General features: G+C 55.9%; 26 protein-coding genes. 4 read left to right on the forward strand and 22 right to left on the reverse strand.

Features of this window, described 5'->3' with window-relative positions; all coding sequences use genetic code 11:
• Nucleotides 1-51 precede the first annotated feature (51 nt).
• The 9 genes from HCQ99_RS03925 to HCQ99_RS03965 all read right to left on the reverse strand — a co-directional run bounded on the left by HCQ99_RS03925 (nt 52) and on the right by HCQ99_RS03965 (nt 8,305).
• Complete coding sequence (locus tag HCQ99_RS03925; protein ID WP_166985962.1) at nt 52-573, reverse strand: PASTA domain-containing protein; 522 nt, start codon at nt 571-573, stop codon at nt 52-54.
• Nucleotides 574-836: 263 nt separating this feature from the next.
• Nucleotides 837-2,090: an N-acetylglucosamine-6-phosphate deacetylase gene (nagA, locus tag HCQ99_RS03930; RefSeq protein WP_243854781.1), complete on the reverse strand. Its 1,254-nt coding sequence runs from the start codon at nt 2,088-2,090 to the stop codon at nt 837-839.
• Nucleotides 2,091-2,099: 9 nt separating this feature from the next.
• Complete coding sequence (locus HCQ99_RS03935) at nt 2,100-3,206, reverse strand: ABC transporter ATP-binding protein (RefSeq protein ID WP_166985965.1); 1,107 nt, start codon at nt 3,204-3,206, stop codon at nt 2,100-2,102.
• Nucleotides 3,207-3,307: 101 nt separating this feature from the next.
• A complete protein-coding gene (locus HCQ99_RS03940; protein ID WP_166985968.1) occupies nt 3,308-4,087 on the reverse strand; it encodes a DeoR/GlpR family DNA-binding transcription regulator in 780 nt (259 codons plus the stop codon).
• Nucleotides 4,087-4,920: a class II fructose-bisphosphate aldolase gene (locus HCQ99_RS03945; RefSeq protein ID WP_166985971.1), complete on the reverse strand. Its 834-nt coding sequence runs from the start codon at nt 4,918-4,920 to the stop codon at nt 4,087-4,089. Before HCQ99_RS03945 ends, HCQ99_RS03940 begins: the two co-directional genes overlap by 1 nt.
• A gap of 2 nt (nt 4,921-4,922) precedes the next feature.
• A complete protein-coding gene (locus HCQ99_RS03950; RefSeq protein ID WP_166985974.1) occupies nt 4,923-5,843 on the reverse strand; it encodes a 1-phosphofructokinase family hexose kinase in 921 nt (306 codons plus the stop codon).
• A complete protein-coding gene (locus HCQ99_RS03955) occupies nt 5,840-6,754 on the reverse strand; it encodes an ROK family protein (protein ID WP_166985977.1) in 915 nt (304 codons plus the stop codon). Before HCQ99_RS03955 ends, HCQ99_RS03950 begins: the two co-directional genes overlap by 4 nt.
• A 9-nt stretch (nt 6,755-6,763) precedes the next feature.
• Nucleotides 6,764-7,666, reverse strand: coding sequence for an SIS domain-containing protein (locus HCQ99_RS03960; RefSeq protein WP_166985980.1), 903 nt, complete (start codon nt 7,664-7,666; stop codon nt 6,764-6,766).
• Between the two features lie 60 nt (nt 7,667-7,726).
• On the reverse strand, nt 7,727-8,305 hold the full coding sequence (locus HCQ99_RS03965; protein WP_166985982.1) for a nucleoside phosphorylase-I family protein: 579 nt from the start codon (nt 8,303-8,305) through the stop codon (nt 7,727-7,729).
• A 141-nt stretch (nt 8,306-8,446) separates the two neighbouring features.
• Between HCQ99_RS03965 and HCQ99_RS03970 the strand changes: the two genes are divergently transcribed.
• Nucleotides 8,447-8,947, forward strand: a complete 501-nt coding sequence (locus tag HCQ99_RS03970; protein WP_166985985.1) for an S-ribosylhomocysteine lyase — start codon at nt 8,447-8,449, stop codon at nt 8,945-8,947.
• 7 nt (nt 8,948-8,954) lie between these two features.
• Here the strand turns inward: HCQ99_RS03970 and HCQ99_RS03975 are convergent, their stop codons facing one another.
• The 8 genes from HCQ99_RS03975 to HCQ99_RS04010 form a co-directional block, all read right to left on the reverse strand.
• Entirely contained in the window at nt 8,955-9,947 is a 993-nt protein-coding gene (locus tag HCQ99_RS03975; RefSeq protein ID WP_166985988.1) for a malate dehydrogenase, read from the reverse strand.
• A 96-nt stretch (nt 9,948-10,043) separates the two neighbouring features.
• Nucleotides 10,044-11,204, reverse strand: a complete 1,161-nt coding sequence (locus HCQ99_RS03980) for an acyl-CoA dehydrogenase family protein (RefSeq protein WP_166985991.1) — start codon at nt 11,202-11,204, stop codon at nt 10,044-10,046.
• 37 nt (nt 11,205-11,241) lie between these two features.
• On the reverse strand, nt 11,242-12,438 hold the full coding sequence (locus HCQ99_RS03985; RefSeq protein ID WP_166985994.1) for a CaiB/BaiF CoA transferase family protein: 1,197 nt from the start codon (nt 12,436-12,438) through the stop codon (nt 11,242-11,244).
• A gap of 68 nt (nt 12,439-12,506) precedes the next feature.
• Entirely contained in the window at nt 12,507-13,064 is a 558-nt protein-coding gene (locus HCQ99_RS03990; RefSeq protein WP_166985997.1) for a hypothetical protein, read from the reverse strand.
• A gap of 53 nt (nt 13,065-13,117) precedes the next feature.
• The gene (locus HCQ99_RS03995; protein WP_166986000.1) at nt 13,118-13,639 is read right to left on the reverse strand and encodes an amino-acid N-acetyltransferase; all 522 of its coding nucleotides are present in this window, start codon (nt 13,637-13,639) and stop codon (nt 13,118-13,120) included.
• A complete protein-coding gene (locus HCQ99_RS04000) occupies nt 13,639-14,955 on the reverse strand; it encodes a UDP-N-acetylmuramate dehydrogenase (RefSeq protein ID WP_341747199.1) in 1,317 nt (438 codons plus the stop codon). Before HCQ99_RS04000 ends, HCQ99_RS03995 begins: the two co-directional genes overlap by 1 nt.
• On the reverse strand, nt 14,956-15,414 hold the full coding sequence (locus HCQ99_RS04005; protein WP_166986003.1) for a MaoC/PaaZ C-terminal domain-containing protein: 459 nt from the start codon (nt 15,412-15,414) through the stop codon (nt 14,956-14,958).
• Between the two features lie 2 nt (nt 15,415-15,416).
• Nucleotides 15,417-15,860 (reverse strand): FAS1-like dehydratase domain-containing protein, encoded by a 444-nt coding sequence (locus tag HCQ99_RS04010; protein WP_166986006.1) that lies wholly within the window; start codon nt 15,858-15,860, stop codon nt 15,417-15,419.
• Between the two features lie 151 nt (nt 15,861-16,011).
• Here HCQ99_RS04010 and HCQ99_RS04015 point away from each other — a divergent pair, with 151 nt between their 5' ends.
• A complete protein-coding gene (locus tag HCQ99_RS04015) occupies nt 16,012-17,778 on the forward strand; it encodes an acetyl/propionyl/methylcrotonyl-CoA carboxylase subunit alpha (protein ID WP_166986008.1) in 1,767 nt (588 codons plus the stop codon).
• 77 nt (nt 17,779-17,855) lie between these two features.
• On the opposite strand, the gene groL is transcribed toward HCQ99_RS04015, so the two are convergent.
• From groL to HCQ99_RS04030, 3 genes are all read right to left on the reverse strand, one after another.
• Nucleotides 17,856-19,475, reverse strand: a complete 1,620-nt coding sequence (gene groL, locus HCQ99_RS04020; RefSeq protein WP_166986011.1) for a chaperonin GroEL — start codon at nt 19,473-19,475, stop codon at nt 17,856-17,858.
• Between the two features lie 229 nt (nt 19,476-19,704).
• Nucleotides 19,705-20,283, reverse strand: a complete 579-nt coding sequence (locus tag HCQ99_RS04025) for a LytR C-terminal domain-containing protein (protein ID WP_166986014.1) — start codon at nt 20,281-20,283, stop codon at nt 19,705-19,707.
• A gap of 9 nt (nt 20,284-20,292) precedes the next feature.
• Nucleotides 20,293-21,411: a heme/hemin ABC transporter substrate-binding protein gene (locus HCQ99_RS04030; protein WP_166986017.1), complete on the reverse strand. Its 1,119-nt coding sequence runs from the start codon at nt 21,409-21,411 to the stop codon at nt 20,293-20,295.
• A 90-nt stretch (nt 21,412-21,501) separates the two neighbouring features.
• Here HCQ99_RS04030 and HCQ99_RS04035 point away from each other — a divergent pair, with 90 nt between their 5' ends.
• Together HCQ99_RS04035 and HCQ99_RS04040 are read left to right on the forward strand one after the other, a co-directional pair.
• Entirely contained in the window at nt 21,502-22,572 is a 1,071-nt protein-coding gene (locus HCQ99_RS04035; RefSeq protein WP_166986020.1) for a FecCD family ABC transporter permease, read from the forward strand.
• A gap of 2 nt (nt 22,573-22,574) precedes the next feature.
• The gene (locus HCQ99_RS04040; protein ID WP_166986023.1) at nt 22,575-23,414 is read left to right on the forward strand and encodes a heme ABC transporter ATP-binding protein; all 840 of its coding nucleotides are present in this window, start codon (nt 22,575-22,577) and stop codon (nt 23,412-23,414) included.
• 7 nt (nt 23,415-23,421) lie between these two features.
• On the opposite strand, the gene HCQ99_RS04045 is transcribed toward HCQ99_RS04040, so the two are convergent.
• Both HCQ99_RS04045 and HCQ99_RS04050 read right to left on the reverse strand, forming a co-directional pair.
• Nucleotides 23,422-24,276 carry an HtaA domain-containing protein gene (locus HCQ99_RS04045; protein WP_166986027.1) on the reverse strand — a complete coding sequence of 285 codons (855 nt, stop codon included), beginning with the start codon at nt 24,274-24,276 and terminating at the stop codon, nt 23,422-23,424.
• Nucleotides 24,277-24,289: 13 nt separating this feature from the next.
• Nucleotides 24,290-26,293 (reverse strand): HtaA domain-containing protein, encoded by a 2,004-nt coding sequence (locus HCQ99_RS04050; protein WP_166986030.1) that lies wholly within the window; start codon nt 26,291-26,293, stop codon nt 24,290-24,292.
• Nucleotides 26,294-26,432 lie beyond the last annotated feature (139 nt).

Here is a 26,432-nt window from a genome sequence, read left to right on the forward strand (position 1 = left end):
CCGCCACCTGACGACCAGGTAGCGGGGTGTCTCGTCTAAGAAAACAAAAGATTAGTAGATAGCCACACGCTCAACGTAGGGATTTTCCTCCGTTCCGCCAACATAACACTCAACATTAAAGTCTGCATTGCCAACACGAATGGTCATAATAATAAAAAATCTATCGTCATCTCCAACACCGTCAGTGATAACGTCCGTGAAGCGCTCTTTAACCTTCACTTCGGGATGTTGCTTCTGAACGGTTTCTTTCCATACCCGTCCACACGCATATGTTGCTGTGTCTTGAGTCAAACCTTGAGAGTTAATTCTACCTTCGGCCTTCGCCTCTTCTTGGGCCTTCTCCAAAGCGGCCTCAGCCTCTTTCTTAGAGTCATGATTGACCTTGAGAGTCACCTGCACATCCGCATCAATCTCTGTGCCCGCAGCTGGATTCTGCGAAACAACAGACCAGTTTGAATCTTTCCACACGCTATCCTGGCCATCAACGTCTTCCAAGTCGACCAAGCTAGTAATACCTGCATCTCTAATCGTCTGCTTAGCGACGTCGACCTTCAGGCCGGTCACATCAGGCATCGTGATCTTATTTTCTAGCTCTTCTCCCCCCCCAAAGAAAGTTCCCTATCCCGAGGATAACTACAACAATGATGGTGATTCCCCACCACTTCTTGTAGAAGGGTTTGCCTGACTTGCTGGAGTCAGGTTTTTTGGAATTGATAGGCATTATGCTCTCCTGTTTATGTGGTAATGGAATTAGTTGAATTCAGTACAAAATTTAGTTACACAGTGGTAAATCCCACCGTCACCGCCATTTACTGTGACCGGTTAAGGCAGCGACGTTAGCTCGTCAGTTGGGCGCCTGAGACCCACGTCTCAAGCACCTCTAAGCTGTCATTCAAAACGACAAAATCTGCCACGTAGCCGGGCTGTAAAGAGCCGTGCGTCGCCGCCGCGCCAATTGCATGCGCTGGGATCACAGTTGCCGCAGCTATCGCTTCAGCAAGCGGCCAACCCGAGGCAACAGCAACCTGCACCGCACGCTCCATCGTCAGCGTTGAGCCGGCGATTGATCCGAGCGTGCCATCTTCACGCACCAGACGCGGCAGACCGTCAACAACCGCAACCGCCAGCTCGCCGATTTGTGCGGGGCCGTCCGGCATGCCAGCAGCTGACATCGCATCAGTAATCAACGCAACCCTACCGGCAGCTTGTTCATGCAGCAGCTGTATCATTCGGGGGTGCACGTGATGCCCGTCTGCAATCACTTCGAGCACCACCTCTTGAGCGTCAAAGGCAGCCGCCACCGGCCCCGGAGCACGGTGCTGCAGTCCGTTCATCCCATTAAAGGCGTGGGTTAGTATGCTAGCTCCGGCAGCAAAAGCACCCGCAGCAGTGGCAAAATCGCAGTCAGTATGGCCGACCGCAACACGAACACCTGCCTCTTTCAACACCGCAATAGCCTGCTCACTGTGCGGCAACTCAGGCGCTAAGGTGACCTGCCGCAGCCAACCACCAGCTGCTTTCAGCAAGCGCTCCACATGCTCAGGATTCGGCGCTATCAAAAGGTTCGGATCGTGCGCGCCGCACTTTTGCACAGCTAAGAACGGCCCCTCAAGATGGATTCCCAAAAAATGCGGATCGATTTCACAAAGCTCTGCAGCAGCCATACACCGCGCCTCAAGGGAGGCAACATCGGCGGTCACCAAAGACAAAATCTGCCTGGTTGTGCCGTGCTGCTGGTGCACTCGCTTAGCCGCAGCCACAGCCGCAAAACCGTCAGCTTCGCTGATCTGATCGAAAGCATACCCGCCAGCACCGTGACAGTGAATATCAATATACCCGGGCGCAATGATGCGATCCGAATAGTCGAGCACAGGCAGGTCTGCCGTGGCCCCACCGTCGGGCAGCTCAGCCGGTAGCGGGCCCGATCCGCAAGCAAGCACCCGCCCGTCTGCAACAGCAAACCAGCCATCTGCCAGCGGAGCAACACCAGCCACACCGTAGAGAGACTGCGCTCGCACTATGAACTTTGAGTATCCACTCTTATGCGCCACTGTTACACGATCCTGTTCCTGCCACGACAGCCTCTCCACGGTTGCACCTTAGACGATACGTGTTTCAGTTTCCTTATCAAAAAGATGCACGTGCGCAGGGTTGGGAAGCACGTAGACAACATCGCCGGTCTTTGGGTGGGTGCGACCGTCAACACGGGCCACCACTTGCTTATGCTTGTCAGAGGCACCGATGCCGTCAGCGTATGCATCAGATTCAGCTTCGATTGAGCCGTAAAGATAACCGTCAGCGCCGAGCTCTTCAACGAGATTTACGCGCACACGCAAACCCGGTTTTTCGGTGCTCACAATGAGATCCTCCGGGCGCACACCAACAAATACGCTGTCACGGTTGCCAATTTGCTCAGCCGCGACCGGGTGCACATGATCGCCGAAAGCAACTCCCCCGTTTGTGAACGGCAGATCAAGCAGGTTCATCGCTGGGCTGCCGATGAAACCAGCAACAAACATGTTTACTGGGTTTTCGTAGAGATCACGCGGTGTGCCCACCTGCTGCAGCACGCCATCTTTCAAAACCGCAATACGGTCACCCATCGTCAGGGCCTCAGTTTGATCGTGCGTGACATACACAGTGGTCACGCCGAGACGCCGCTGGAGCGACGCAATCTGTGTGCGGGTCTGCACACGCAGCTTCGCATCCAGGTTTGAAAGCGGTTCGTCCATCAGGAACACCTGTGGCTCACGCACGATTGCGCGCCCCATCGCGACACGCTGACGCTGACCGCCAGAGAGCGCCTTTGGTTTGCGGTCAAGATACGGAGTGAGATCGAGCAGCTCAGCCGCCTCCCGCACACGGCGATCACGCTCTTCTTTTGAAACTCCAGCAATCTTCAGCGCGAAAGCCATATTTTCAGCCACGCTCATGTGCGGATAGAGCGCATAGTTCTGAAACACCATCGCAATATCACGGTCTTTTGGTGAGAGCTCGGTGACATCTTTATCACCTATCAGAATGCGACCCTGTGACACCTCTTCCAGACCGGCGAGCATGCGCAGCGTGGTTGACTTACCGCAGCCCGATGGCCCAACCAAAACCAGGAATTCACCATCTGCGATCTCTAAATTAAAGTTATCTACCGCAGGATGCTCGCCACCGGGGTAAATCCGTGTAGCGCCATCGAAGGTTACTGTTGCCATTTTTACTCCTAAAACACCGGCAGGTACGTGCCGGACGATCCGTTGTGTTTCGTGATTACCATATTCAATTGGAAGTTTAGAGGTTGCTTAACTATATCCAACTATGCGACCTGCACGATAAAATCCTCCACGCCAAGATCCTGCAGGATCTTGGCATCGCCGTTGCCATCTGTCACAACACCGGTGAACTGCTTCAGCTCCCCGATTACAGCAAATGAGCGCTGCCCGAGTTTAGAACTGTCACAAACGACCCAACTCTCGCTAGCGCGCTCCGCCATTAACCGGTTAATCGGCGCCTCGGGTGCCGCGCTCACCGTTGCACCAAGCAGAGGATCCAGACCGTTCACTCCAATAAACGCCTGATCAAGCGTGATCTGCCGCAAAATTAATTCTGAAAACGGGCCAGACAGCTCATAGGATCCCTGCCGCACCATCCCGCCAGACACCACAACCCGAATATAGGGTCTAATGACAAGCGCCTGCGCAATATTTATTGCGTTTGTAACAACTGTCAAACCTGCGTCGGTGAACCGTTCATCTGCTCCCAACAAGCGCGCCATCGCACTGGTTGTGCGCCCACCGGAAAGCCCAATACTGGTGCCGGGCTGCACTAGTTTTACCGCCGCTGCGGCAACAGCTTCGATATTTGCGGCCTGCCCGCCTTCCGGAGTGCGGCTCGAGAGTCGGTAGTCTACCGCCCCTAATTTTGTTGCCCCGCCGTGCGTGCGGGCAAGCAACCGGCGCTCCTGCAGTGAGTCAAGATCACGCCGCACGGTGGCGGGTGACACACCCAGCGCCGCAACAATTTCTTCAACTGTGACGTTGCCGTGCTGCGAGAGTAGTTTTAGGATCCCATTTAGGCGATCTTCACGGCTAGTCATCAGCCCGCAATTATCTGCGCCAGACGCGCCGCCTCTGCTGTCAACGCTTTGCGCCCTGCATCGATATATTTCCTTGAATCAACCACCGTCGGGTTATCCTGCAGAAACTCACGCACACCGGCGGTAAAGAGTTTTACCAGCTGCGTTGAAACATTGATTTTCGTCATCCCTGACCTAACACCCGCAGCAATTTCGCTGTCCGGCAGACCGCTGGAGCCGTGCAAAACAAGCGGTACAGGCACCGCCTGTCGCAGCTTCGCGATTAGCTCATGGTCGAGAGCCGCGGTGCGATCAACCATTGCGTGTGAGCTTCCCACAGCAACAGCGAGCGCGTCAACGCCTGTTGCTGTCGCAAATTCCTGTGCTTCTTGCGGATCAGTGCGCACACCCGGAGCATGAGCACCGTCTTTTCCGCCAATCTCACCGAGTTCTGCCTCAACCGCCACGCCACGCTCGTGCGCATAGGCCACAACCGCTTGGGTTTGGGCGACATTTTCATCGTAAGGGAGATGAGCGCCGTCATACATCACCGATCCGAACCCAAGATCGATCGCCGCCTTGCACAGTTCAGTGCTTGTTGCGTGATCCAAATGCACCGCCAAATTGCCAGATGAGCGTCTAGCGATCTCTAAAGTTGCGAGCGCGATAGGTGAAAACTCGCCGTGATATTTTGCGCAGTTTTCACTTATCTGCAGGATCAGAGGAATTCCGGTATCTGCAGCTACTGCGGCAAGCGCTTCAGCTGTTTCAATGTGAATCACATTAAAAGCTGGCAGCCCCTTATTGGCGGCGGTTGCTTCTGCGAGCAGATCAAAGGTAGAGCGCAGAGTCATATTTAATGGCTTTCTAGCTGATTGAGAATAATTTTTTCGGTCAGTTGTGCGTCGTGAACAATCTCACCGGCGACTTCAGCCAGCACAGCTCCCGCCGACCAGGCAACTGCGTCTTTGAGCATTGCAACGGCGTCCGGTGAGTCGGATTCAGCAAAGTGTTTGGCGATTGCGGCAACCGCAGCATCCCCTGCCCCGGTTGTGTTTCCAACCAGTGGCTCTGGCAGGCGGCCAGCCAGTGGCGAGTGACCCGCGGTGAAGAGCACCATTCCTTTTTCGCCGAGTGATGCAACCACGCATTTTGCGCCGAGGTTGAGCAGATGCTCTGCTGCTTCGCGCGGATCCGCAATATTTGTTGCATTAAGCAGCTCACTGACATTTGGTTTGACAACATCGGCTCCGGCCGCGCAGGCTGCCAGCAGTGCCTCCCCCGCAGCATCTACGATGGTGCGCACACCAACTGCTTTGCAGGCGCTGATGAGTTTTGGAATGAAATCACCCGGGGTGCCCTGCGGCAGGGATCCGCTGCACACAAGCACTCGAGCGCCGGGCAGTGCTCCGGTTATAACAGATTCGAGCGCACCCCATTCTGAGCTAGAGAGCGCAGGGCCTTCCTCATTAATGTTTGTTGTATCGTCGTCGGTCACAATTGCGATTGTGCGACGGGTTTCTGCAGCAATCGGAACAACGTCGGTGTCGATACCTGCGGCAGAGAGTAGGTCGTAGATCGCTAGGCCACGCCGGCCACCAAGGGGAGCTATCGCCCGCACCGGCTGCCCTTCACCGTGCAGAATACGGGCAACGTTTAGACCCTTACCGCCGGCCCGTTCTAAAGCTGGGGCTGTGCGATGACTTTCGCCAAACTGTAGAGCATCGAGGCGGTAGGTGAGATCGAGCGCCGGATTTGGTGTCAGTGTGATAATCATTGTTTTGTAATCTCTCTGGCTCGCAACAGTGAGCCGATAATTCCAGCTTTTGCACCTAGGCTAGCGAGAATTATCTCAGGAAGCTTGGTAACGGTGGTGCGCTGTCGCACTTTTTCCCGCAGCGGAACTATGAGATTGTCACCGGCCTGCGCTAAGCCGCCACCGATAACCACCCGTTCGACTCCAAGCAGCCCTGCTGTGATTTGGATCCCCTGGGCGAGTGCGTCTAACGCGCTCTCCCAAACCTCAGCGGCTTGCGGATCCCCCTGTTGCATGCTCTCTAACACCTCACGGGCACCGGGCACTGTGTTACCCGAGAGCTCGCTGTAGCGGCGGGCAATTGCGGCTGCGCTTGCAATTGTTTCTAGACAGCCCAGAGCGCCGCACCCGCAGGCGGGGCCGTCAGCTATTTGCACATGCCCCAACTCGCCCGCCCAACCGCGGCTGGTGACCGGCTCTCCTGCGATTATGAGCGCAGCGGCAATACCTGTGCCAACGGTTATCACCGCGCTGCTGTCAACTCCTTTGGCAGCGCCGAAAACGTGCTCGGCATAACCGGCGGTAGCGACGTCGTGCCCGAAAAACACAGGCAGCTGCAGGCGTGTCTGAAGCAGCTGGCGAAAGGGCACATCACGGTAGCCGAGGTTAACCGAACTGTGAGCGATACCGCTTGCAGAGTCTACGATGCCCGGCACAACCATTGAAAATCCGCGTGCCTCAGGCACCTGCTGCAGGGTTTCGGCGGCAAGTTCAATGATCGCCTCAGCACCGCCTGCAACAGGTGTTGGGACGGTTTGCAGCTCGTGCAGACTGCCCTCAGCATCGACCCAGCCACGCTTCACATCGGTGCCACCCACATCAAATGCGAGCACAACCGGGCCTTGGCCGAAGAGCCTCTCACGAGCTGCCACCGCTACCACCTATGGTTCGAGAATGATTGAACGGGTCAGGCCGCGCGGTTTATCAGCGTCAAGCCCGCGGTGGCGAGCACGTTCAACTGCAACCATGTGTGTAGCTACAAGGCTCGCCATCGGGTCAAGCTCTGGGCGCTCAATGAATTTTGCATCAAGCGCTTCAACCTGTGCGCGCAGACCCTCCGGCGCAACACCGAGCATCCAGGTGGCGCGGTTCTTGTTTGCGATTGAGATTGGGCCGTGGCGGTAATCCATTGCTGAATAAGACTCGCACCACGATTGCGACGCTTCACGGTTCTTTAGCGCGGCTTCGTGCGCGAGACCGATAGTCCAGTCGCGGCCGAGGAACGCGATTTGCTCTGCTGTCACTAAGTCTTGATCTACTTCTTCGCTCAGCACCTGCGCACAGTCAGCGATCGCTTTATCAAGGTTTTCACCGGTGTGTGCACGCAGCAGCGCGAGCGCTGTGGTGGCAAATCTGGTTTGCACAACCGACTGCTCATCCGCGAACGGCAGCGGAATCAGCTCATCAACTATGTCAACAATAGGGGTGTTTGGATCCCCCACAATTGCGGTAACCGGAATTCGCCCGCGCACACGCTCGATGGCTTCTAGCACCTCTGTTGTGGTTCCCGAGCGTGTGATAGCGAGCACACGGTCGTAAGGACGATCAAGCTTTGCTTCGGTTGCGAGGAAGCTGTCGGTCTCACCGAAACCAGCGGCCTCACGAATCTTCGCATAGCTTTCGCCAATAAAGCTTGGTGTGCCGCACGCAATAATTGCGAGACGTTCGCCCTTTTTCGGGAGGTTGACCTTGCTAACAAGATCAACAGCGGTTTGCCAGTTGTCTGGCTGGGTACGCAGTTCTGCGTCCATCCATGCGCCGAGCGCCTTTGCTTGTTCATTCATAGTAAAAATGATAGTTCATGATTACTTGAAACTCCAAATAATCATTAACGATCATTTTGGCTATTTTTCTGAGGCAGCAGCGCTGAGCTTCTCATCGTAAAATTTGCGCAGCTGCTGACTCTTTAAGAAAACCACTTCATCCCACTCAGCAACTGCAGCCTCGTCAGCAAAGTCGCTGGGCACCTTATACACCTCAAGAGGCACCCCAAACCTGTCGGTGATGCGCGCATAGGCGTAAATCTCCATGTCGCACAGCGAAGCACCGAGCGAGACTATTTCACGGCGCTTCTCGTCAGTGCTGACAAACTCATCACCGGTGGCGATAGCTGCTGTCGCCTCCCATTTCGGGCTGTTGGTAATTGCAACCTCCGGGCTCGGCAGCGGAAAGTCATGCTGCACAGCCCGCGTTATCTGCACCACCGTGTCGAGATCGTGCTCACGCCCCACAATGCCGGCGGTGCCAAGCACAATAACTCGCTGATATGGGTTACCACTAACTGCCGCCTGATGCAGCGCAAATGCCAGCTCTACAGCAGCGTTTACCTTTCCCACACCCGTTACTAGGTGTGGCAGATCTGTAAACGCAGACGCCTCATCTTGGTGCGCGAAAACGAGCAGCGTAGAAAGTGCGGAAGCCAAAATAAATCCAATCTAGTTATGCGCCGACAGCATATTTCAGCGACCATTCCAGCCTAGCTTGGCATGCTATGAGTTTCTACCGGCCTGCAATTTGCCGTAATCTCTCCGCAGATACGCACCAATAGCGCATACAATATTCGCATGTCTGAAAACAAGGAACTGCAACTTGCACAGGTAGAGAGCTTCGAGTTGGATCACACCGCTGTTAAAGCTCCGTATATTCGCTTGATCGGCGTAGAGCACGGCCCGAAAGGTGATGCAATCAGCAACTTCGATGTGCGCTTAGTGCAACCAAATGAGCAGGAAATTCCAACCGCAGGTCTGCACACAATAGAACACACAATCGCAGGTTTGCTGCGCACACGTCTTGCCGGCGTAATAGACATCTCTCCGTTTGGGTGCCGCACCGGTTTCCATCTCATGGTTTGGGGAGAGCCAACAGTGCGTGAAGTTGCTGAGGCAATTCGCTACTCACTCACGACTATTGCAGAGCGGATCGAATGGGCCGATGTGCCAGGAACAACAGCTGAGTCGTGCGGCAACTATCGGGATCATTCTCTCCACTCAGCAAAAGAGTGGGCAGCACAGATTGTGGCGCAGGGTTTCAGCCTTAACGCTTTCGACCGCAGCGAAGTTGTCTAGGTCTCAACTAGTCGATAAGACCCAGTTCGCGCACAGCTTGACGCTCTGCGTCAAGCTCTCTGGCTGAGGCCGCTATCAAGTTGAGTGTTTCCTCTGACACGTCAAGATCCTTAACGATCTGCCACTCACCATTAGCGGTAGTGACCGGGAAGGAGCTCACGAGCCCTTCTGGCACACCGTAAGAGCCGTCAGAGACAACGCTCATAGAAACCCAATCGTCAGCAGCCGTGCCCAGCACCCAGTCACGCACATGTGCGATGGTTGCATTTGCAGCTGAGGCGGCAGATGAGGCTCCACGCGCCGCAATTATGGCGGCACCGCGCTTTGCCACAGTCGGGCGAAACTCGTCTGCCACCCAGTTCGCATCTACCTGCTCGAGCGCTGCACGATCGTTCACAAGTGTGTGCGCCAAATCCGGCACCTGGGTGTCTGAATGGTTGCCCCAGATTGTCATGCGCTTAACCGCCCCAGGTGAAACTTCAAGTTTCGCGGCAAGCTGCGCAATAGCACGGTCGTGATCGAGACGGGTCAGCGCTGTGACGTTCTTTGGGTCAAGACCCGCCCCGGTCGCAAGCACTGTCAGCGCATTTGTGTTTGCCGGGTTACCCGTTACTGTCACCTTCACATCTTTTGCGGCTGCTGCCGCCAGCGCCCGCCCCTGGCTCGCAAAAATCTTTGCGTTCGCAGCCAACAGATCAGCTCGCGTCTCACCCGGCCCGCGCGGCTTAGCCCCAACCAGCAGGGCATGGTTCACTCCGTCAAACGCTGCTTCGGCATCTGCGCTCCACCGCACATCAGCTAACAGCGGAAAGGCGCAATCAGCAAGCTCCATTGCCACGCCCGCAACTTTTTCGACAGCCGCAGGCACCTCCAGCACCGAAATCTCTACCGGCTGGTCGGGGCCAAACATTTCACCTGCTGCGATCCGAAAAAGCAGCGCGTAACCAATTTGACCCGCACCGCCGGTAACCGCAACCTTGATTGGAGTTTTTGCAACCATTTTGACTCTTTCTAGTTTTTAGATTCGCAAAATTGGCGGAGCTGTTCAGCACAGATCCGCGCTCGAGAGCCCCACCAATTTTGCGCTGTGCCAGGATTAAAACGCTGCGAGGCCGGTGAGCGCACGACCCAAAATGAGCTGATGCACCTCATCGGTGCCTTCGTAGGTGCGCACCGACTCGAGGTTTGCCATATGGCGCATAACCGGAAAATCGCTGGTGATACCGTCACCGCCGAGCAGTGCGCGACAGGTTGAAGCGATCTTGATCGCCTCACGCACGTTATTAAGCTTGCCCACTGAAATCTGGTTGTGGTGCAGCTTGCCCGCATCCTTCAAACTGCCGAGGTAGTGCGCAAGCAAAAGACCCTTCTCATACTCAACAAAGCAATCGGCGAGCTTGCCCTGCACAAGCTGCTTCGCGCCAATTGGCTCCCCAAAAGTCTCACGTGTTTGAACGCGCTCAACCACAACCTCAAGGCAGTTGCGGGCAGCACCCATAACACCCCAAGCGATGCCGTAACGGGCCTCATTCAGACACTTAAACGGCGCCGACAGACCCTGCCCATTAGGCATTACAGCGTCAGCTGGTAGACGCAGATCGGTGAGGGTAATTTCAGTCTGTAGTGAAGCGCGCATCGAAAGTTTATTTTCGATTGCCTGCGCCGCATATCCCGGAGTGTCGGTCGGCACAACAAAACCGCGCACAACACCTTCTTCATCTTTCGCCCAGATGACGGCAACATCAGCGATTGTGCCCAGCCCGATCCAGCGCTTCTTACCGTTGAGCACCCACTCGTCACCGTCTCGGCGCGCGGTTGTAATCATAGTGTTCGGATCGCTGCCCCCCTGTGGTTCGGTGAGCCCGAAGCAGCCAACAGCCTGCCCCTTACCCATCTTTGGCAGCCAAGTCTGTTTCTGCTCTTCTGATCCGAACTTGTAGATTGCGCCCATTGCGAGAGAGCCCTGCACACTAAGCATGGTGCGGAAGCCGGAGTCAACAGCCTCAAACTCCATCGCCACCAGGCCGTAAGCAACTGACGAAGCACCGGCCAGACCGTAGCCGTTCATGTACATTCCGAAGAAGCCCTGCTCGCCCACCTCCGAGACAAGCTCAACCGGGAGGCGGCGATCCTCAAAATCGCGATCGATAATCGGAGCGATCTTGGTCTGCGCAAATTCGCGTGCTTTTAACTGCCACTCGCGCTCTTCTGTCGTGACAAGATTTGAGACGTCGAATAGATCGTCAATGGTGCTCATTAGTGCCTCCTATTTTGGTGCAGGTGTGTGCTTGGTTCTACTCAACGTCGAGCCAGGTGCAACCTTGGTGTTCAGCTAGTTTTGGTGGAGCCAGATGGTAGCTGGCAGGTGTTTTAGAAAGGTGGATCGGGTTGGCAACCGTTGGCACCTCAACTGCGGTGCCGTCTGGTGCGATTCCTGTCAAAGACGCAATTGGATTCAGGCCGAGCGCTGTGGCGTAATCAAACGCCTGCCCAACAGTGTTGACGCGACCTGCTGGCACCTGCTGTTTTTCAAGCTCACTCACCCAATGCTCTGCGGTGTTCGCCAGCAGAGCGCCCTCAAGTAAGAGGCGCAGCTCTGCGCGGTGCGCAACGCGAGAAGCATTGGTCTTAAACCTCTCGTCAGATGCGAGCTCCGGTTTGCCAAGCACCTCAACAAGTCGGTTAAATTGCGCGTCTGTGCCCACTGCGAGCGCGATGGTCTGGTCTGCTGCCGCAAACGTTTCGTAGGGGGCGATTGACGGGTGAGCATTACCCATGCGTCGCGGCGAAGTGCCTGTTTCAAGGGTTGAGGATGCCTGGTTGCTCAGCGCTGACAGCAGGGAGGTGAGCAGTGACAGTTTCACGTGCTGCCCCTGACCGTAAACCTCGCTGCCAGCAGTGTCACGCGCCCGGAGGGCGGCTTGTATGCCGATAACTGCATTTAAACCGGTGATGATGTCAACCATCGCGACACCAACCTTATTTGGTTCACTCTCTGGGCTGCCGGTGATGCTCATCAGGCCACCAACGGCCTGCACGAGCAGATCGTAACCGGGCAGGCCCGCGCCTTTGCCGTCGCCAAAGCCGGAAATTGATGCATACACAAGCCGTGGATTTTTTGCGGCGAGCGTCTTGTAGTCAAGGCCAAATTTTGCCATTGTGCCGGGCTTAAAGTTTTCAATAACAACGTCTGCGGTTTCTGCAAGTTCGCGCGCAATTTTTAGGTCTGCAGCATTGCTCAGGTCGAGCGCGATCGAACGCTTACCACGGTTGGCGCTCACAAAGTAGGTTGCCTGCCCAGCTTTGTTAACCGGCGGCGTCCACTGTCTGGTGCCGTCACCTGCGGGGCTTTCAATTTTTATAACGTCCGCGCCCAGATCCGCAAGCATCATAGTTGCATAGGGGCCTGCGAGCACCCGTGAGAAATCTGCAACGCGCACACCAGCGAGCGCACCTTTGCCGTGTGAACTTGGCTTAGATTGGCTGTTCATTCAGATCCTCTCAGGCTCACCCCTATCCTACTCTGGGTTAACTAAAGAGGCTAATTTACGGGTAACGGTTAATACAGCAGAAACTGTACTGAGCTTTTCCCGGGCAGCTCCCCCAAGCCCACCCGCAAATGGTAGGCCGCTCCACCGGCAATCGCATCCGGCCGATCATCGTTACAGGTGTCTTCGGTCGAGCGCTGGCGCTGCCACTCAAGTGGCGCGCTTTCAACCTTCTGCCCTGGTTTTAAAAGCACGAGTCGATGATCCGCCTCAGTTTGGCAGTGTGTCGAAAGCCACACCATTTCTGCGCCTGACGAGATCTCAAATATCATCTGACTGGTGCCAACGTCGTAGTAGCATGTCGCTTTTCCGGTGTTTTCTAGCGTCAGCGACAGCTTCGGCAGCTCGCCCGGGCCGTAACTATTTTTATCGGTCACAGGTAGCAGCTCGAGATCGCCTGCTCCGCACTCGGTTGCTTCCGCGTTGGCAGCGGAATTGCGCGGCGCAGATGTGTCAACCAAGCCGTCTAACAGCGTTACTTCATTGCGTGCTGTCGGTCCGAGTGAAAAACGGCCGGTGATTAGGAAAACAGCAAGCGCCGCAAGCGAAACAACAATAGCGGCCACCATTAATCGCCGTCTTCGAAAGGTTTTGCGAGTGGGTTTACTGTCTATGATGTCGGTCACTGCGCCACCGTCTTCACCATGCGTGTGTTGCCGAGTGTGTTGGGGCGCACCCGCGCAAGATCCAAGAATTCGGCGACGCCCTCATCTCGCGAGCTTAAAAGCACCTCATAGGCTTCAGCAACAAACTCTCCCGGTTCTGCGGGCAGCACTTGAAAACCGTGCCGGGCAAAAAACTCCACCTCAAATGTTAGGCACACAAGCTGTTTGAGACCCAGCTCGATAGCATCAGCTTCGATCCGCTCAACCAAAGCGTGCCCAACACCTTTGCCCAACGCCTCTGGCACAACTGCGAGCGTGCGCACCTCACCAAGGTGCTCCCACATGACGTGCAGCGCACCGAAACCTAGCAGCTCTCCGCTGGCATCTTCTGCAACATAAAACTGCTGAATTGTCTCATACACGGTCACCGGATCCTTACCCAACAGAATCCTGTTTTCAACCAGCGGCTGCATTACCTCGAGAATTCTCGGCACATCTCCTGTGCGAGCCTTGCGCACACTAACGTCTTTGAGCGTCATCAGATTTCGATCCCGTAAATATTTGGTTCAGGGGCAAGCACGACACCAAATTCGGCCTGCACCATGCTCACAACATAGCGGGCAAGCTCACCGATTTCAGCGGCGGTCGCACCGCCCCGGTTTGTAATTGCTAGGGTGTGCTTATCAGATATTGCAGCTTTTGAGCCGGGCAGGCGGAAACCCTTCTTAATGCCAGCATTCTCGATTAACCAAGCGGCTGACAGTTTCACCCGCCTTTCACCCGAGTCGTAGTCTGGCAGCGGTGGCAGCTGGCCGTCGCGGATTGCATCAAAGGTGGTTACAGTATCGCTGGCTTCCTCCGCATCAACCGGGAATCGCGGCGCGTGCGGTGGCAGGGTGCGCGCAAACTGCTCGCTCACGATCGGGTTCATAAAGAACGATCCTGCCGATACACTGTTCGGATCTTGCGGATCAAGCACCATGCCTTTTTCAGCCCGCACACGCAGCACAGTGTCACGCACCTCTCGCAGCGGCACCTGGGCACCGAGCTTCACACCGAGTGCCTTTGCAAGCTGCGGGAAGATAATTGGTGCGCTCAGCGGCTGCCCTTCCGCGGTGCTGTTGTCCCGGCTCGCATCGAGCACCAGGTCGATCGACAGCACGACTGCTTCGTATCCCTGTTTCAGAATAGAATCACGGTATGCAAGCCGCAGCTCCGCTGCCGGTAAACGACGCACAGCTGCGAGATCACGCTCATAAAGTTCAACAGAGTGCAGTGTGTTTGCTAGCTCGCCGCCGTATGCGCCAATATTTTGCACGGGAGCGGCGCCGGCAAGACCCGGGATCCCAGAGAGCATTTCAATACCCGCATAGCCCTGCGCAACAGACCAGGCGACAAGCTCATCCCAATCCTGACCGGCCTGCACACGCACTCTGACTTTGTTTTCTGGCAGATTGTCGTCTGCCACAACTGCAATACCGGTATTACGCACCAACAGCACCGAGCCGGGATAGCCCGAGTCCGCAACAATAGTGTTCGAACCGCCACCCAAGAGCAGCCACGAATCTTCCGACTCCCAGAGCCCAGCCGCGTGCGCAGCCAGTTCGAAAGCGGTGCGCGCCACCAGAAGCTGCGCAAATTTACCGCCGACCTGCATTGTTGTAAGGCTTGCAAAGTCGGTCGGCGTCTGCCCGTCGGGGGTATCTTGTGCCGCGGGCTGCGGCATGCTGACATGCTCTCGCTCGTCAGCAGTAGCCGCAGGCTCTGGCGCTGCTGACGGAAGGTCATCGGAGTAGCGCTCAGGCTCACCCCGGCTCGCAACTATTGCAGCAATTTCTTCTGTTGGATCAGGCATTTAATTGGAGACCTGACGCGGCGAATCTGTCTCAAAGAATTGCACCAGCACGAGAGCCTTCACAAGCACTGTTTTACCCTCGAAATAGGTGTCAATTTTAAACTGTGCTGTGCGCGCATCAGGATCGAGTGCGTTCACAGCTATCTTCACCTCAACGGTTGCGCCAGATTCAGCGTCAACCCACACAGGGCGTGTGAATCGTGCTTGGGCGTCAAGAATTACGCCGGCGTCACCCAGCCACTCAGCGACCGGCGTGGTGGCAACACCCATCGTGAGCATACCGTGGGCGAGCACACCCTGAAGCCCAACCTCTTGTGCAACATCATCGCGATAGTGGATCGGGTTAAAGTCACCTGAAGCTCCTGCATAGCGCACCAGAGAGTCACGCGTCAGATGGTAGCTTCGTTCCGCGATAACAGAGCCAACTGTAAGCTCTGCAAACTTTGGTGAGTCGGTCATAATTATTCAGCTCCCCTCACTACGAGAGTAGAAATCGCAGTCACGACATGGTCACCATTGGCATCGGCGATCTCACTGGTTGCGGTGATCATAGAGTTACCGCCGAGTGATTTCACATCAGTTATCGTCATCTGCGCAGTTAGCTCATCACCCGCAACGATCGGACGGGTGTAGGTAAAACGCTGGTCACCGTGCACAACATGTGAAAAATCAACGCCAGCTTCTTCGTCTGCGAGCAGCTGTTGCAGAGTGAAGTCTTGAATCACCACCGCAAAAGTTGGTGGCGCCACCACATCTTGAAAACCGGCTGCCTGTGCTGTCGCGACATCAAAGTGCACGCGCGCCTCGGATTTTACAGCTCGCGCAAACTCGCGCACTTTTTCGCGCCCAACAAGATACGGAGCCGTTGCTGGATACCTGCGCCCCACAACTTCTGCATTAATCATGCTGTCAATCCTACTCTTGGGGGCGGTTTAGCAGCAGAATAACGCGCAGCAATACCGCAGCTACCGCTGACAGAAACACAAACTATTTTGTAGGTTTTCGCCAGGGAAACCACGCTATTGATTGGAGTAATCAGAGTATAAACTGTAAGGCATGTCTCGAATTCACAAAGTGTTAGTAGCCAACCGCGGTGAAATCGCAGTCCGTATTATTCGCGCCGCACACGATAGCGGCATTTCCTCTGTCGCGGTTTATGCCGATCAGGATCGCGATGCGCTGCACGCGAAGCTGGCAGATGAGGCTTACGCGCTAAACGGGACGACAAGCGCTGAGACCTACCTAGTGGTTGAGAAGATTCTTGATGTTGCTCGCCGCTCTGGCGCGGATGCGGTGCACCCGGGCTACGGATTCTTGGCAGAGAACGCTGACTTTGCGCAGGCCGTCATTGATGCCGGCCTAACCTGGATAGGCCCTGCACCGGAGGCAATCAATATGCTCGGCGACAAAGTGTCGGCCAGACACGTTGCCGAAAAGGTGGGTGCCCCGCTAGCTGCTGGCACCAGCGATCCGGTCGCAAATGCGGAGGAAGTGCTCGCTTTTGCTGATGAGGTTGGGCTTCCCATTGCGATTAAAGCCGCCTACGGTGGCGGTGGGCGCGGCCTGAAGGTCGCCTATAAACGGGAAGAGGTTGCTGAACTGTTTGAGTCGGCAACCCGCGAAGCCGTAGCCGCATTCGGACGCGGCGAGTGCTTTGTTGAAAAATACCTTGAGAAGCCCCGCCACGTCGAGACGCAGTGCCTGGCCGACCAGCACGGCAATGTGGTTGTAATCTCAACTCGCGACTGCTCACTGCAGCGCCGCCACCAAAAGTTGGTTGAAGAAGCTCCCGCTCCTTTCCTCACTGATGAGCAAATTAAGCGCCTGTATGACTCTTCAAAAGCCATCCTGCGTGAGGTTGGCTATGTGGGTGCCGGCACATGTGAATTCTTGGTTGCGAAAGACGGCACTGTGTCTTTCCTCGAGGTGAACACCCGACTGCAGGTGGAGCACCCCGTCTCTGAAGAGGTCACAGGCATCGATTTGGTGCGTGAACAGTTCCGCATCGCCGAGGGCGGGGTTATCGACTACAGCGATCCGAAAACGAGTGGTCACTCCTTTGAGTTCCGTCTGAACGGCGAAGATGCCGGGCGAGGCTTCCTGCCCACACCGGGTGTTATCACGCACTTCACTCCTGCATCAGGCCCGGGCGTGCGTGTAGATACGGGTGTGACCGCCGGCGATGAAATTAGCGGCGCCTTTGACTCCATGCTCGGCAAACTAATCGTGACCGGCGCAACTCGAGCAGAAGCTCTTGAGCGCGCCCGCCGGGCCCTTGCAGAATTTGAAGTGGCGGGTCTCCCAACAGTGCTGCCTTTCCATCGCAGGGTTGTGAACGAGCCGGCATTCACCGCTGAAAACGGTGAGTTCGGTGTTTACACTCTATGGATCGAGAATGAATTCAATAACGACATCGATCCTTGGGAGGGTGAGTCGCAGCCGAATATGATTGCGCAGAAACGGCAAAACGTGGTTGTTGAGGTTGACGGGCGACGCGTTGAAGTGATGATGCCGACGACGCTGCTGCCGCTTGCCGACCAGTTGGTCACCCGCGGCCCCGCCCCAAAGCGCAAATCTTCGGGCGCGGTTGGGGGTGCTTCAAGCGACGCCGTTACCGCACCGATGCAGGCAACCATTGTGAAGGTTCCTGTCGAAGATGGGCAGCGTGTTACCAAGGGTGAGCTTGTCGCTGTGCTTGAGGCGATGAAAATGGAGCAGTCTATTTTTGCGCCGCACGACGGCGTTGTGCACTCGGTTGATGCACCGATCGGGCAAACTGTGCCCAACGGTCATGTGCTGCTTGTAGTTGAGCCAGCCGAATAGCCACTCGGTTAAAGCTTCTAAATAATATTTGGGGCGGCAACCAGTTTGGTTGCCGCCCCAAAATTTGCTTTAAGAGACTAGAAGTCCATACCCGCAGCTGGGTCAGCCGCAGCAGGAGCTGCTGGCTCTGGTTTCTCAGCCACAACAGCCTCGGTTGTCAGGAACAGACCTGCAATAGATGCAGCGTTCTGCAGTGCTGAACGGGTCACCTTAGCTGGGTCGAGGATGCCCTGCTCAACCAGGTTGCCGTATTCACCTGTTGCAGCGTTCAGACCGAAACCTGATTCGAGCTGTGACACGCGATCAACAACAACGCCCGGCTCAAGACCCGCGTTGGTTGCAATCTGACGCAGTGGCGCCTCGATAGCAGCCTTCACGATACGCACTCCAACGCCCTCGTCACCATCAAGCTTGAGTGAGTCGAACACAGCGGTGCCAGCCTGGATTAGAGCAACGCCACCACCGGGGAGCACACCCTCTTCAACAGCTGCCTTAGCGTTGCGGATGGCGTCTTCAATGCGGTGCTTGCGCTCCTTCAGCTCAACCTCGGTCGCTGCACCAGCCTTAATAACGGCCACACCACCAGCAAGCTTGGCAAGACGCTCCTGCAGCTTCTCACGATCGTAGTCGCTGTCGGTGTTCTCAAGCTCACGGCGGATCTGCGCAACACGACCTGCGATCGCATCTTCTTCGCCGCCACCCTGCACGATGGTGGTCTCATCCTTGGTGATAATCACCTTGCGTGCGGTGCCGAGCATATCGATGGTTGCGCTCTCAAGCTTCAGGCCAACCTCTTCAGAAATTACCTGGCCGCCGGTGAGGATCGCAATATCCTGCAGCATTGCCTTACGGCGATCGCCAAACCCTGGTGCCTTCACTGCGACAGACTTGAAAACGCCGCGAATCTTGTTCAGTACGAGAGTTGCGAGAGCCTCTCCCTCAACGTCTTCAGCGATGATCACAAGCTGCTTACCAGACTGCATAACCTGCTCAAGAACAGGCACCAGATCCTTAATGTTTGACACCTTGCTGTTCACGATGAGGATGTATGGATCCTCGAAAACAACTTCCTGACGATCTGCATCGGTGACGAAGTATGCAGAGAGGAAGCCCTTGTCAAAGCGCATACCTTCGGTCAGCTCCAGCTCGGTGCCGAAGGTGTTTGACTCTTCAACGGTGACAACGCCCTCTTTACCGACCTTGTCAATCGCCTGCGCAATGAGCTCACCGATCTCAGGATCCGCCGCTGAAATAGATGCGGTAGCTGCGATCTGCTCTGTGGTCTCAACCTCGGTTGCGTTCTCGAGCAGTTTCGCGTTAACAGCGTTAACAGCCTTCTCAATACCGCGCTTGATAGCGATTGGATCGCTACCGGCAGCGACATTTCGTAGGCCCTCACGCACAAGCGCCTGCGCAAGAACGGTAGCTGTTGTGGTGCCGTCACCGGCAACGTCATCGGTCTTCTTCGCTACCTCTTTAACGAGCTCAGCGCCGATCTTCTCATACGGATCGTCAAGCTCAATCTCCTTAGCGATTGAAACACCGTCGTTAGTGATGATTGGTGCGCCCCACTTTTTCTCAAGCACAACGTTGCGACCGCGTGGGCCGAGGGTCACTTTAACCGCGTCAGCGAGGGTGTTCAGCCCACGCTCAAGACCGCGGCGTGCTTCTTCGTCAAAAGCAATAATTTTTGCCAATTCTTTGCCCCTTCTCGGCAGGTTTGTTTTGGTTACAGCACCAACAAAACCAGTTACGAGGAGCGCAGAAATTAGCACTCCTCGCCATTGAGTGCTAACTCAATTTTGGCACTCGCACCCTGAGAGTGCAAACGGCATTCTCGGTTTCTCAGCGAATTCCTATAGTTACACGCTGTCGGCAGACAAGCCTGTCTAGCTCACAGAGTCTCAACACTGAAAAGTCAGCAAGTTAGCGACCGGGGCCCTGATAATCACTCCCTAAGAGCACAACCAGGTCAGCTGGCTGCTCCGCATAGGTCTCGCTCTTATAGTGGCTAACTCCGCCAAGCTCACGCGCCAGCGCGATAGCGGCACCCTCATAGGCGTCATCGGCATAGAACACAGCGGAGATCTTGACATCACTGTCGGCAGCAATATCTGTGAACTGAACCTGCCCTAAATCACGGTTAGAAATCTCACCCGCCACACTGTCAGCGAGCTCAGAGACCGTAGTTCCGTTCACAACAATGACACGAGCTTCCGGGTCGAGCTCAGCCACAACTTTTTCGCTTTTAGTAGCTGCTGTAACGCGGTCAGCAACAGCAGCGCCCCCGCTCCACTGCGTGATCCATAAGATGCCTAAAGCAGAAACAATTATGGTGAGCACTAAAACCGTGAGCACCCATTTTCCAAAGAATGCGGGGCGTGGCACAGCGCGATGCGCACCGATCTTGGCGTCACGACCGCCGCCGATCGGAATATCATCAAAGCGATCCTGTGGAAACTTCAGTTTCTGCGCTCCACGGGTCTCACTCTTTTGCTCTGTCACGCTGCAATTCTATCCCTTCAGGCTGTCGGGTGCGTAGAATGCTCGCGCCAAACCATCGAGCGTATCAGCGGCCCGGGTCACACCTGAGAAAATTCTGGTGTCAGGCGCATCTACAATGCGACGCCGCTCACCCGCATCGGTTAGAGCAACCGCCTGATGCGTCTCGAGCATACCGTCAACTCCCCCAACGCTTTCAAGCCCCTTAGTCATCACAAGAATTAGATTTGGGTCTGCCGCAACGAGCGCCTCGTCGTTCATTGGCTTATGGCCCTCCCAGCCAATTTCCTCAGCAACATCAACCGCTCCAAGCGCATCCAGGATGGTATCAATGCCGGTGCCCTTCCCAAACAGGAAGAAAACGCCAGGCCCGCGCATGTAAAGGAACGCTACCCGCGGCAGTTTCTCAGGGTCTGCGGGCACAAGCGCCTTTATCTCAGCAATTTTTGCCTCGATTTTTGCCTCATAGAACTCTCGCAACTCAGCACCCATCGCGCTCACACCGAGCACATCTGCAACCTGCTGCCCCTGCTCAAACGATTCTTCATAAGTGCTCGCAGAGCGCACAAAAGCGACTGCAACCCCCGCATCACGAAGCTGTTCGATGACGTCAATAGGGCCGACTGTGCCGTCAGAAATCACCAGGTCAGGGTTCAGCTCAAGAATAGATTCAGCGTCCACGTTGTGCCCGCCCTGTGTCACAACGGGAATATCCAAGCCGGGCAGATCCGTTGAAATATCGGCTCCAACGATTTTGTCGCCAAAGCCGTAGGCATAGATAAAGTCTGACAGCGCTCCGGTTAGTGACAGCGAAACTATCCGCTCAGTGGATTTCACAGTCACTTCGCTCTCACCCGACGGAGGTCGTGAGGTCACCGTCACGGGGAGCTTTTGCTCAACTTTGCTGTCGAGCGGCTGCAGATCATTCTCTGGCAGCAAAACGGTAGACGGGCCTTCGTATGTTGCAGGATTATCTACCGGTGTCAGCTCACTCAAAGGCGCTAATTTTGGCGCTGAGTTTGCGTCAGCCGTATCAGATGCGGATCCGCTAGCGCATCCGGATAAACCAAGAGTTACGGCAGCCATTAACGCCGTTATTTTCGCTGCCAAAGACACTTTTTTACGCCCCATTTTGGCGACCCCTTCACAGGTTCCAGAAAATTATTATCTGCGGTTAGTAAGACTACCCTAAGATTGAACTGAATAACAGAGTAAATTTTTATGCCAAAACCATCAATCGCACCAAACCCAGCAGCCCGATCTGCGCGCGCCGCAGTGCTCAATTTTGGGCTCCTCATTTTATTGCTTGCAACCGTTGTTGTCTCGATGATGCTCGGTCAAGTGAGCGCCTCACCCGCTGAGGTCATGGGAGCAATTCTTAATAAAGTTGGCATCGACTGGCTGCCACTTCCCGAGCATCCAAAAGCATTAGACACTCTCTGGTCGATCCGCTTCCCGCGCATTGCGGTTGCCGCGCTCGTCGGCGCAGCACTCGCGCTTGCAGGTCTCCTAATGCAGGCAATTTTTGGCAACCCACTGGCAGAGCCGGGCGTTGTTGGGGTGAGCTCCGGAGCCGCACTCGGCGCCGGCATTGCCATTGTTTTTGGCATCACCTTTTGGGGCGGCTGGACAACCGCTTTAATGGCTTTCGCCGGCGGCCTAATAGCGACACTAACCGTCTATTTCCTCAGCCGCGGCGGCGGTAAAACTGAGGTTGTCACGCTCGTGCTCACCGGTATCGCAGTGAACGCTATCTGCGGCGCAGGTATCGCCCTCATGATGTTTATTGGAGACACAAGCAGCCGCGAACAAATAGTCTTTTGGCAGCTGGGCTCAATGGCCGGCAGCGGCTGGGCTGAGGTTTGGGTGATCCTTCCAGTTCTTGTGGTTGGCGCTCTTTGCAGCCTGCTAGTTGCGCGCAAACTCGACCTGCTATCGCTCGGTGAGCGAAACGCCAGACACCTCGGTGTGAACGTCGAGCTGCTGCGTCTGAGTGTCATCATTGTGGTCGCGCTAGTTGTTGGCGTGTCGGTCGCCTTCACAGGGATTATCGCGTTCGTCGGTCTTGTGATCCCCCACATTATGCGCGGCATTTTGGGTCCTGCGCACGGCCCGCTGCTGCTCTCCAGCATGCTCGGCGGCGCACTGCTTTTAACGCTTGCTGATGTTGCTGCGCGCACCCTGGTTCCAATGGCGGATCTCCCAATTGGCATGATCACCTCTCTTATCGGCGGCCCGTTCTTCTTCTGGCTGCTGCGTCGCACACGTCAATCTGCAGGAGGGTGGGGTTAAATATGGCTGCAACCATTCCAATTCCATTACCGGGCGGCACCGCAATCTGCGCAGCACGCAATCTGCGCGTGACACGAAGCGACTGCAACCTTCTCGAAGACATAAATCTCGAGGCGCACGCCGGCGAGGTGCTAACACTGCTCGGCCCCAACGGCGCGGGAAAGTCAACCCTGCTCGCCGCGCTATCTGGGGAGCTGACACCCTCAGCCGGTGAGGTTGACTTCTGCGGCTACCCGATAGCTGATTGGTCTTTGAAGGATCTCGCCAGGCGGCGCTCTGTGCTGCTGCAGGAGCACAAGCTGATGTTCCCGTTCAGCGCGGGTGAGGTCGTAGAAATGGGGCGTGCACCCTGGCAGCGCACACCGCTCGACCACGATGATGAAGAAGCAATCGCGGAGGCGATGGAGGTCGCAGAGGTCACGCATCTTGCGGATCGTCGCGTTCCAAGCCTGTCTGGCGGTGAGCGTGCCCGCGTTAGTTTCGCGCGTGTGCTTGCCACCCGTGCGCAGGTGGTTATGCTCGATGAGCCCACGGCGGCGCTCGATCTGAAGCATCAGGAAGCTGTGCTGCAAACCGCCCGCGCTTTAGCAGCACAGGGTAGCGCCGTGATTACGGTGTTGCACGATCTGAATTTGGCGGCTGCCTATTCAGACCGGATTGCGCTCTTAAAGAAGGGGCGGCTACAAGCTATCGGCACCCCGCGCACAGTGCTAACCTCACAGACGGTCTCAGAGGTTTATGACACCCCGGTTGAGGTTATCGCGCACCCACGCACGGGCGAGCCGCTAGTGCTGCCACTGCGGTCGCTCGCGCCCGTGTGTGAGTTTCACGAAGTAGTGTAGCTTGTAGCTACTGCTCAGTGCGTTTCTTACCGCTGCGCAGGAGGGCAATACCGGCGCCGACCACAGCCACGCCAGCGACCGCACTAATTGCGATTGGCACCCAGTTGGTTCCGCTGTTTGCCGGCTTCTGTTCCTCAACCACCGGAGCAGCCTGCGACTCTTCCATTGCAGTCTTGCTGTCAGCGCTGTCACTTTCTTCAGCGGCTTCACCACCGCTCAAAGCGTTTTTCACACAGGCTGAGTTACCCGCTGTCAGCGTTATCGGATCGAGTTCTTCACCCGCGACATAGTATCCGCCGAATGCTTCTGCGCCCGCCTCAGTTAGGGTTGCCGGCGCGCCATTAATCGACCAGGTTTCGCTGTTCAGTTCGAGCGCTTTGCTGGTATCGATGTGCGCCATCTCAACCTGTTTTGCGTTCACCTTCTCTTTGCCGGAGGTGTCGTTTGAGTAAACGTCAAGCAGCAGAGTTGCGCTCTCGGCGCCATCAAGGCGCACAGTCGGGTTTGAGATGATGAGATTGAGCACACCGTTGTGACCAGTAAACTGCACTTTACCGGGCATTGAGACGCCCACAGTCAGATCGCTGGGGTTACCCTCACCTGATCCGCCCCCGAAAATAAAATCTGGGGTTTCATACGCTGCACCTTCAGAAACCTCCCAAGCGCCGTTAGCGATTGAGCCTGAGATATACGAGCGGAAGCTCGTCTTTACACCCCAGGTCAGCGTGCCATCGGTCACCTGGCAGTGCTCCGCCTCGTCATGAGCCGCAGCGATGGTTGCCGGAACCAGCACCAGCGATGATGCAACAGCTCCTGCGGCAACTACGGTTGCGAACGTACGTTTAATTGATGTTTTCTGCATTATTTAAAGTTTCCTAAACCTGTTGATTGCGAGCACGAACTAGGAGTAAGAGCATGATGGCTGCAAGAACTGTGAGCGCAGCAGCAACCCACCACCAGATATCAGCGCCGGCGTTTGCAATAACTCCCGCCTGCACAGCCTGCGGTTTATCTTCTGTAGCTGACTCAGACGCAGCGGATAGCTTCTCAGTTTTTGCAACTTTAAGCTTTTGCTTATCTTTTGCTTTCGCCGCTGCCTGCTTCGCCGCAAGTTCGGTGCCGGAATTGTTTGCCTGCTGGTTACCTGCGGCAACAACCACAGCGCCTGATGCTGCGGCGGCACCAGCGCTAGCGCCAGAACCGCAGACGCTGCCTGAGCTGCCCGCGATGAACGAAACAGCCGGATCCCAACCAATCTGACCGCGGTTAAAGCCGCTGCCTAAGAATGCGTTAGCACCGGCACCGGGGATAAAGCTTGCGCCGTTAAAGACTGATGCGCCACGCTCTGTGACTGTGCGACCCTTGAGTGCCAGAGAGCCCCAGTGCACTCCGTTTGCATACAGTTCGGCACGGTTCGCGCTCACAACACGCACATAAGGGTTGGCGAAGGTCTGGTTCAGCAACCCGTGGTGGGCGTAGTAGTTGATGCTGCCGGAGTAGTAGATAGTGCCAGTCCCGTTTTTCGCATTCCATTCACTGCCGACCTGCGGGAACACAAACCCGCCCGGGCCGCCACCAACTCCGTTAGCGGTAACGGTGCCGTTGGTCTTCACAAGCGTTGCACGCCCTGCCACATAGCCCTCGCCAACGTAGCGGCCGAAGGAGGTTGAAACTCCCCAGGTGAAGCATCCAACTTCCGCCCCGAGCACAGCTGGTGCGTCATTTTTCACAGCCGGCTGTGGCGCAGGCTGCGGTGCCGGTTGCGGGGCGGGAGCCGGAGCTAGCACCGGCGGATTCGGGGCCTCGGCCTCACTAGAGTCCTCAGTTTTTAGATTGGCACCAACAGTGAAGGTGATGTCTTCCAGCTGCTTGCCGTCTTCATAAAACTCTTCAAAATATGCGAGGTTTGCGCCCTTCGCAATGTAGGTCTTGGCACCCTCCCAGGTAATAGCGCCGTCATCTGCAACGGACTTCTTAGCCTTGGAGAGATCAATTTCGGTTAGCGCAAAACGCTCGCCGTTGTGCTGCACGTAAAGCCGACCCTTATTGGCGTCGATCACTTCGATCTCAGGGTTTGCGAGCACACGCTGCAAAGCACCATTGTGTCCGTAAAAAACGATCACGCCGCTGTAGCGCACAGACCCGGTCTGTTTCTCAGCGTCCCATGCTGCATCACTCAGCTGCGGGTATTCAAAAAGGCCGTCTTTATTAACCACCGCTGGTTCGGTTGGGGTGATCGTACCGTGCGCAATTGGGCCAACCACGTATTTGCGGAACGATTCGAGCAGACCCCACACGAGCTTCCCCTCAGCCCGGGTAGTCTCGCTCGGTGCGGCCGGATCAGCCGGGGCTGCTGGGGTGGCAGGCTGTTCAGCCTCACCAGTCTCGCTAGTCTCGTCAGGCTCTGCAGGCGGGAAGACAGCATTCCAATGTTCTGGGGTTACAGTGAGTGGCACGGTCGCATATTTGGTGTCAGCGTTGTATTTAGTGCCCGACTGCCAAAACACAAGCTCGTACTGTTTGGTGCGATCAAGCTTTTCTGCAACCGCTAAACCGGTCGCCGTTAGCGCACCATCTTCGGCGCTCAGCTCCGCAGTATAGGGCAGCGTGCTTATGCCATCTTCACTGTCGAGCGCTGCGTAATCTTCTGCCGGCACCAGCGCCACAGCAGCGCTGGCAACCTCAGGCGCCAGCCCTTGCAGAACAGCCTTAATCTGCAAGCCTTCTTCGCTCGCATTCAGCACTTCGCCAGCGGCTTCAGCTTCTGCTGCGTGCGCAGCAGTTGCCAGCAGGCTCGAAGAGGTAAACACAAAACCTAGCGCAATCACTAAAGCAACAAGTGCCGCGAGTGCGCGTCGCAAAGAGTACGAAGCAGTCATAGCGCCTTCCATCAGATCTACTTAGGTTAAACTTACCACCCGCAGAGGAATAAGTCACCTAAAATTCAAAAGTTCATCTGTTGAACTTATTTTTATAGTTTTGATCAGGGATTTAGAAAATTTATTACAGATAATTTTT

The organism is Canibacter zhoujuaniae, from assembly GCF_011752015.1.
In the GTDB taxonomy this organism is placed as follows: Bacteria; Actinomycetota; Actinomycetes; order Actinomycetales; family Microbacteriaceae; genus Canibacter; species Canibacter zhoujuaniae.

Excerpts from the sequence above, each read along its gene's own strand:
- HCQ99_RS03995 (WP_166986000.1), bottom strand. The coding sequence starts at position 13,639 with ATGACGCTCAAAGACGTTAGTGTGCGCAAGGCTCGCACAGGAGATGTG.
- HCQ99_RS03950 (WP_166985974.1), bottom strand. The coding sequence starts at position 5,843 with ATGATTATCACACTGACACCAAATCCGGCGCTCGATCTCACCTACCGC.
- HCQ99_RS03990 (WP_166985997.1), bottom strand. The coding sequence starts at position 13,064 with ATGGTGGCCGCTATTGTTGTTTCGCTTGCGGCGCTTGCTGTTTTCCTA.
- HCQ99_RS03980 (WP_166985991.1), bottom strand. The coding sequence starts at position 11,204 with ATGAGCACCATTGACGATCTATTCGACGTCTCAAATCTTGTCACGACA.
- HCQ99_RS03925 (WP_166985962.1), bottom strand. The coding sequence starts at position 573 with ATGCCTGATGTGACCGGCCTGAAGGTCGACGTCGCTAAGCAGACGATT.
- HCQ99_RS03975 (WP_166985988.1), bottom strand. The coding sequence starts at position 9,947 with ATGGTTGCAAAAACTCCAATCAAGGTTGCGGTTACCGGCGGTGCGGGT.
- HCQ99_RS04045 (WP_166986027.1), bottom strand. The coding sequence starts at position 24,276 with ATGCAGAAAACATCAATTAAACGTACGTTCGCAACCGTAGTTGCCGCA.
- HCQ99_RS04005 (WP_166986003.1), bottom strand. The coding sequence starts at position 15,414 with ATGACCGACTCACCAAAGTTTGCAGAGCTTACAGTTGGCTCTGTTATC.
- HCQ99_RS03945 (WP_166985971.1), bottom strand. The coding sequence starts at position 4,920 with ATGACTCTGCGCTCTACCTTTGATCTGCTCGCAGAAGCAACCGCCGCC.
- HCQ99_RS03960 (WP_166985980.1), bottom strand. The coding sequence starts at position 7,666 with ATGAATGAACAAGCAAAGGCGCTCGGCGCATGGATGGACGCAGAACTG.
- HCQ99_RS03940 (WP_166985968.1), bottom strand. The coding sequence starts at position 4,087 with ATGACTAGCCGTGAAGATCGCCTAAATGGGATCCTAAAACTACTCTCG.
- HCQ99_RS04040 (WP_166986023.1), top strand. The coding sequence starts at position 22,575 with ATGGCTGCAACCATTCCAATTCCATTACCGGGCGGCACCGCAATCTGC.
- HCQ99_RS04015 (WP_166986008.1), top strand. The coding sequence starts at position 16,012 with ATGTCTCGAATTCACAAAGTGTTAGTAGCCAACCGCGGTGAAATCGCA.
- HCQ99_RS03985 (WP_166985994.1), bottom strand. The coding sequence starts at position 12,438 with ATGAACAGCCAATCTAAGCCAAGTTCACACGGCAAAGGTGCGCTCGCT.
- HCQ99_RS04000 (WP_341747199.1), bottom strand. The coding sequence starts at position 14,955 with ATGCCTGATCCAACAGAAGAAATTGCTGCAATAGTTGCGAGCCGGGGT.
- HCQ99_RS04010 (WP_166986006.1), bottom strand. The coding sequence starts at position 15,860 with ATGATTAATGCAGAAGTTGTGGGGCGCAGGTATCCAGCAACGGCTCCG.
- HCQ99_RS04050 (WP_166986030.1), bottom strand. The coding sequence starts at position 26,293 with ATGACTGCTTCGTACTCTTTGCGACGCGCACTCGCGGCACTTGTTGCT.
- HCQ99_RS04035 (WP_166986020.1), top strand. The coding sequence starts at position 21,502 with ATGCCAAAACCATCAATCGCACCAAACCCAGCAGCCCGATCTGCGCGC.
- HCQ99_RS04030 (WP_166986017.1), bottom strand. The coding sequence starts at position 21,411 with ATGGGGCGTAAAAAAGTGTCTTTGGCAGCGAAAATAACGGCGTTAATG.
- HCQ99_RS03935 (WP_166985965.1), bottom strand. The coding sequence starts at position 3,206 with ATGGCAACAGTAACCTTCGATGGCGCTACACGGATTTACCCCGGTGGC.
- HCQ99_RS03970 (WP_166985985.1), top strand. The coding sequence starts at position 8,447 with ATGTCTGAAAACAAGGAACTGCAACTTGCACAGGTAGAGAGCTTCGAG.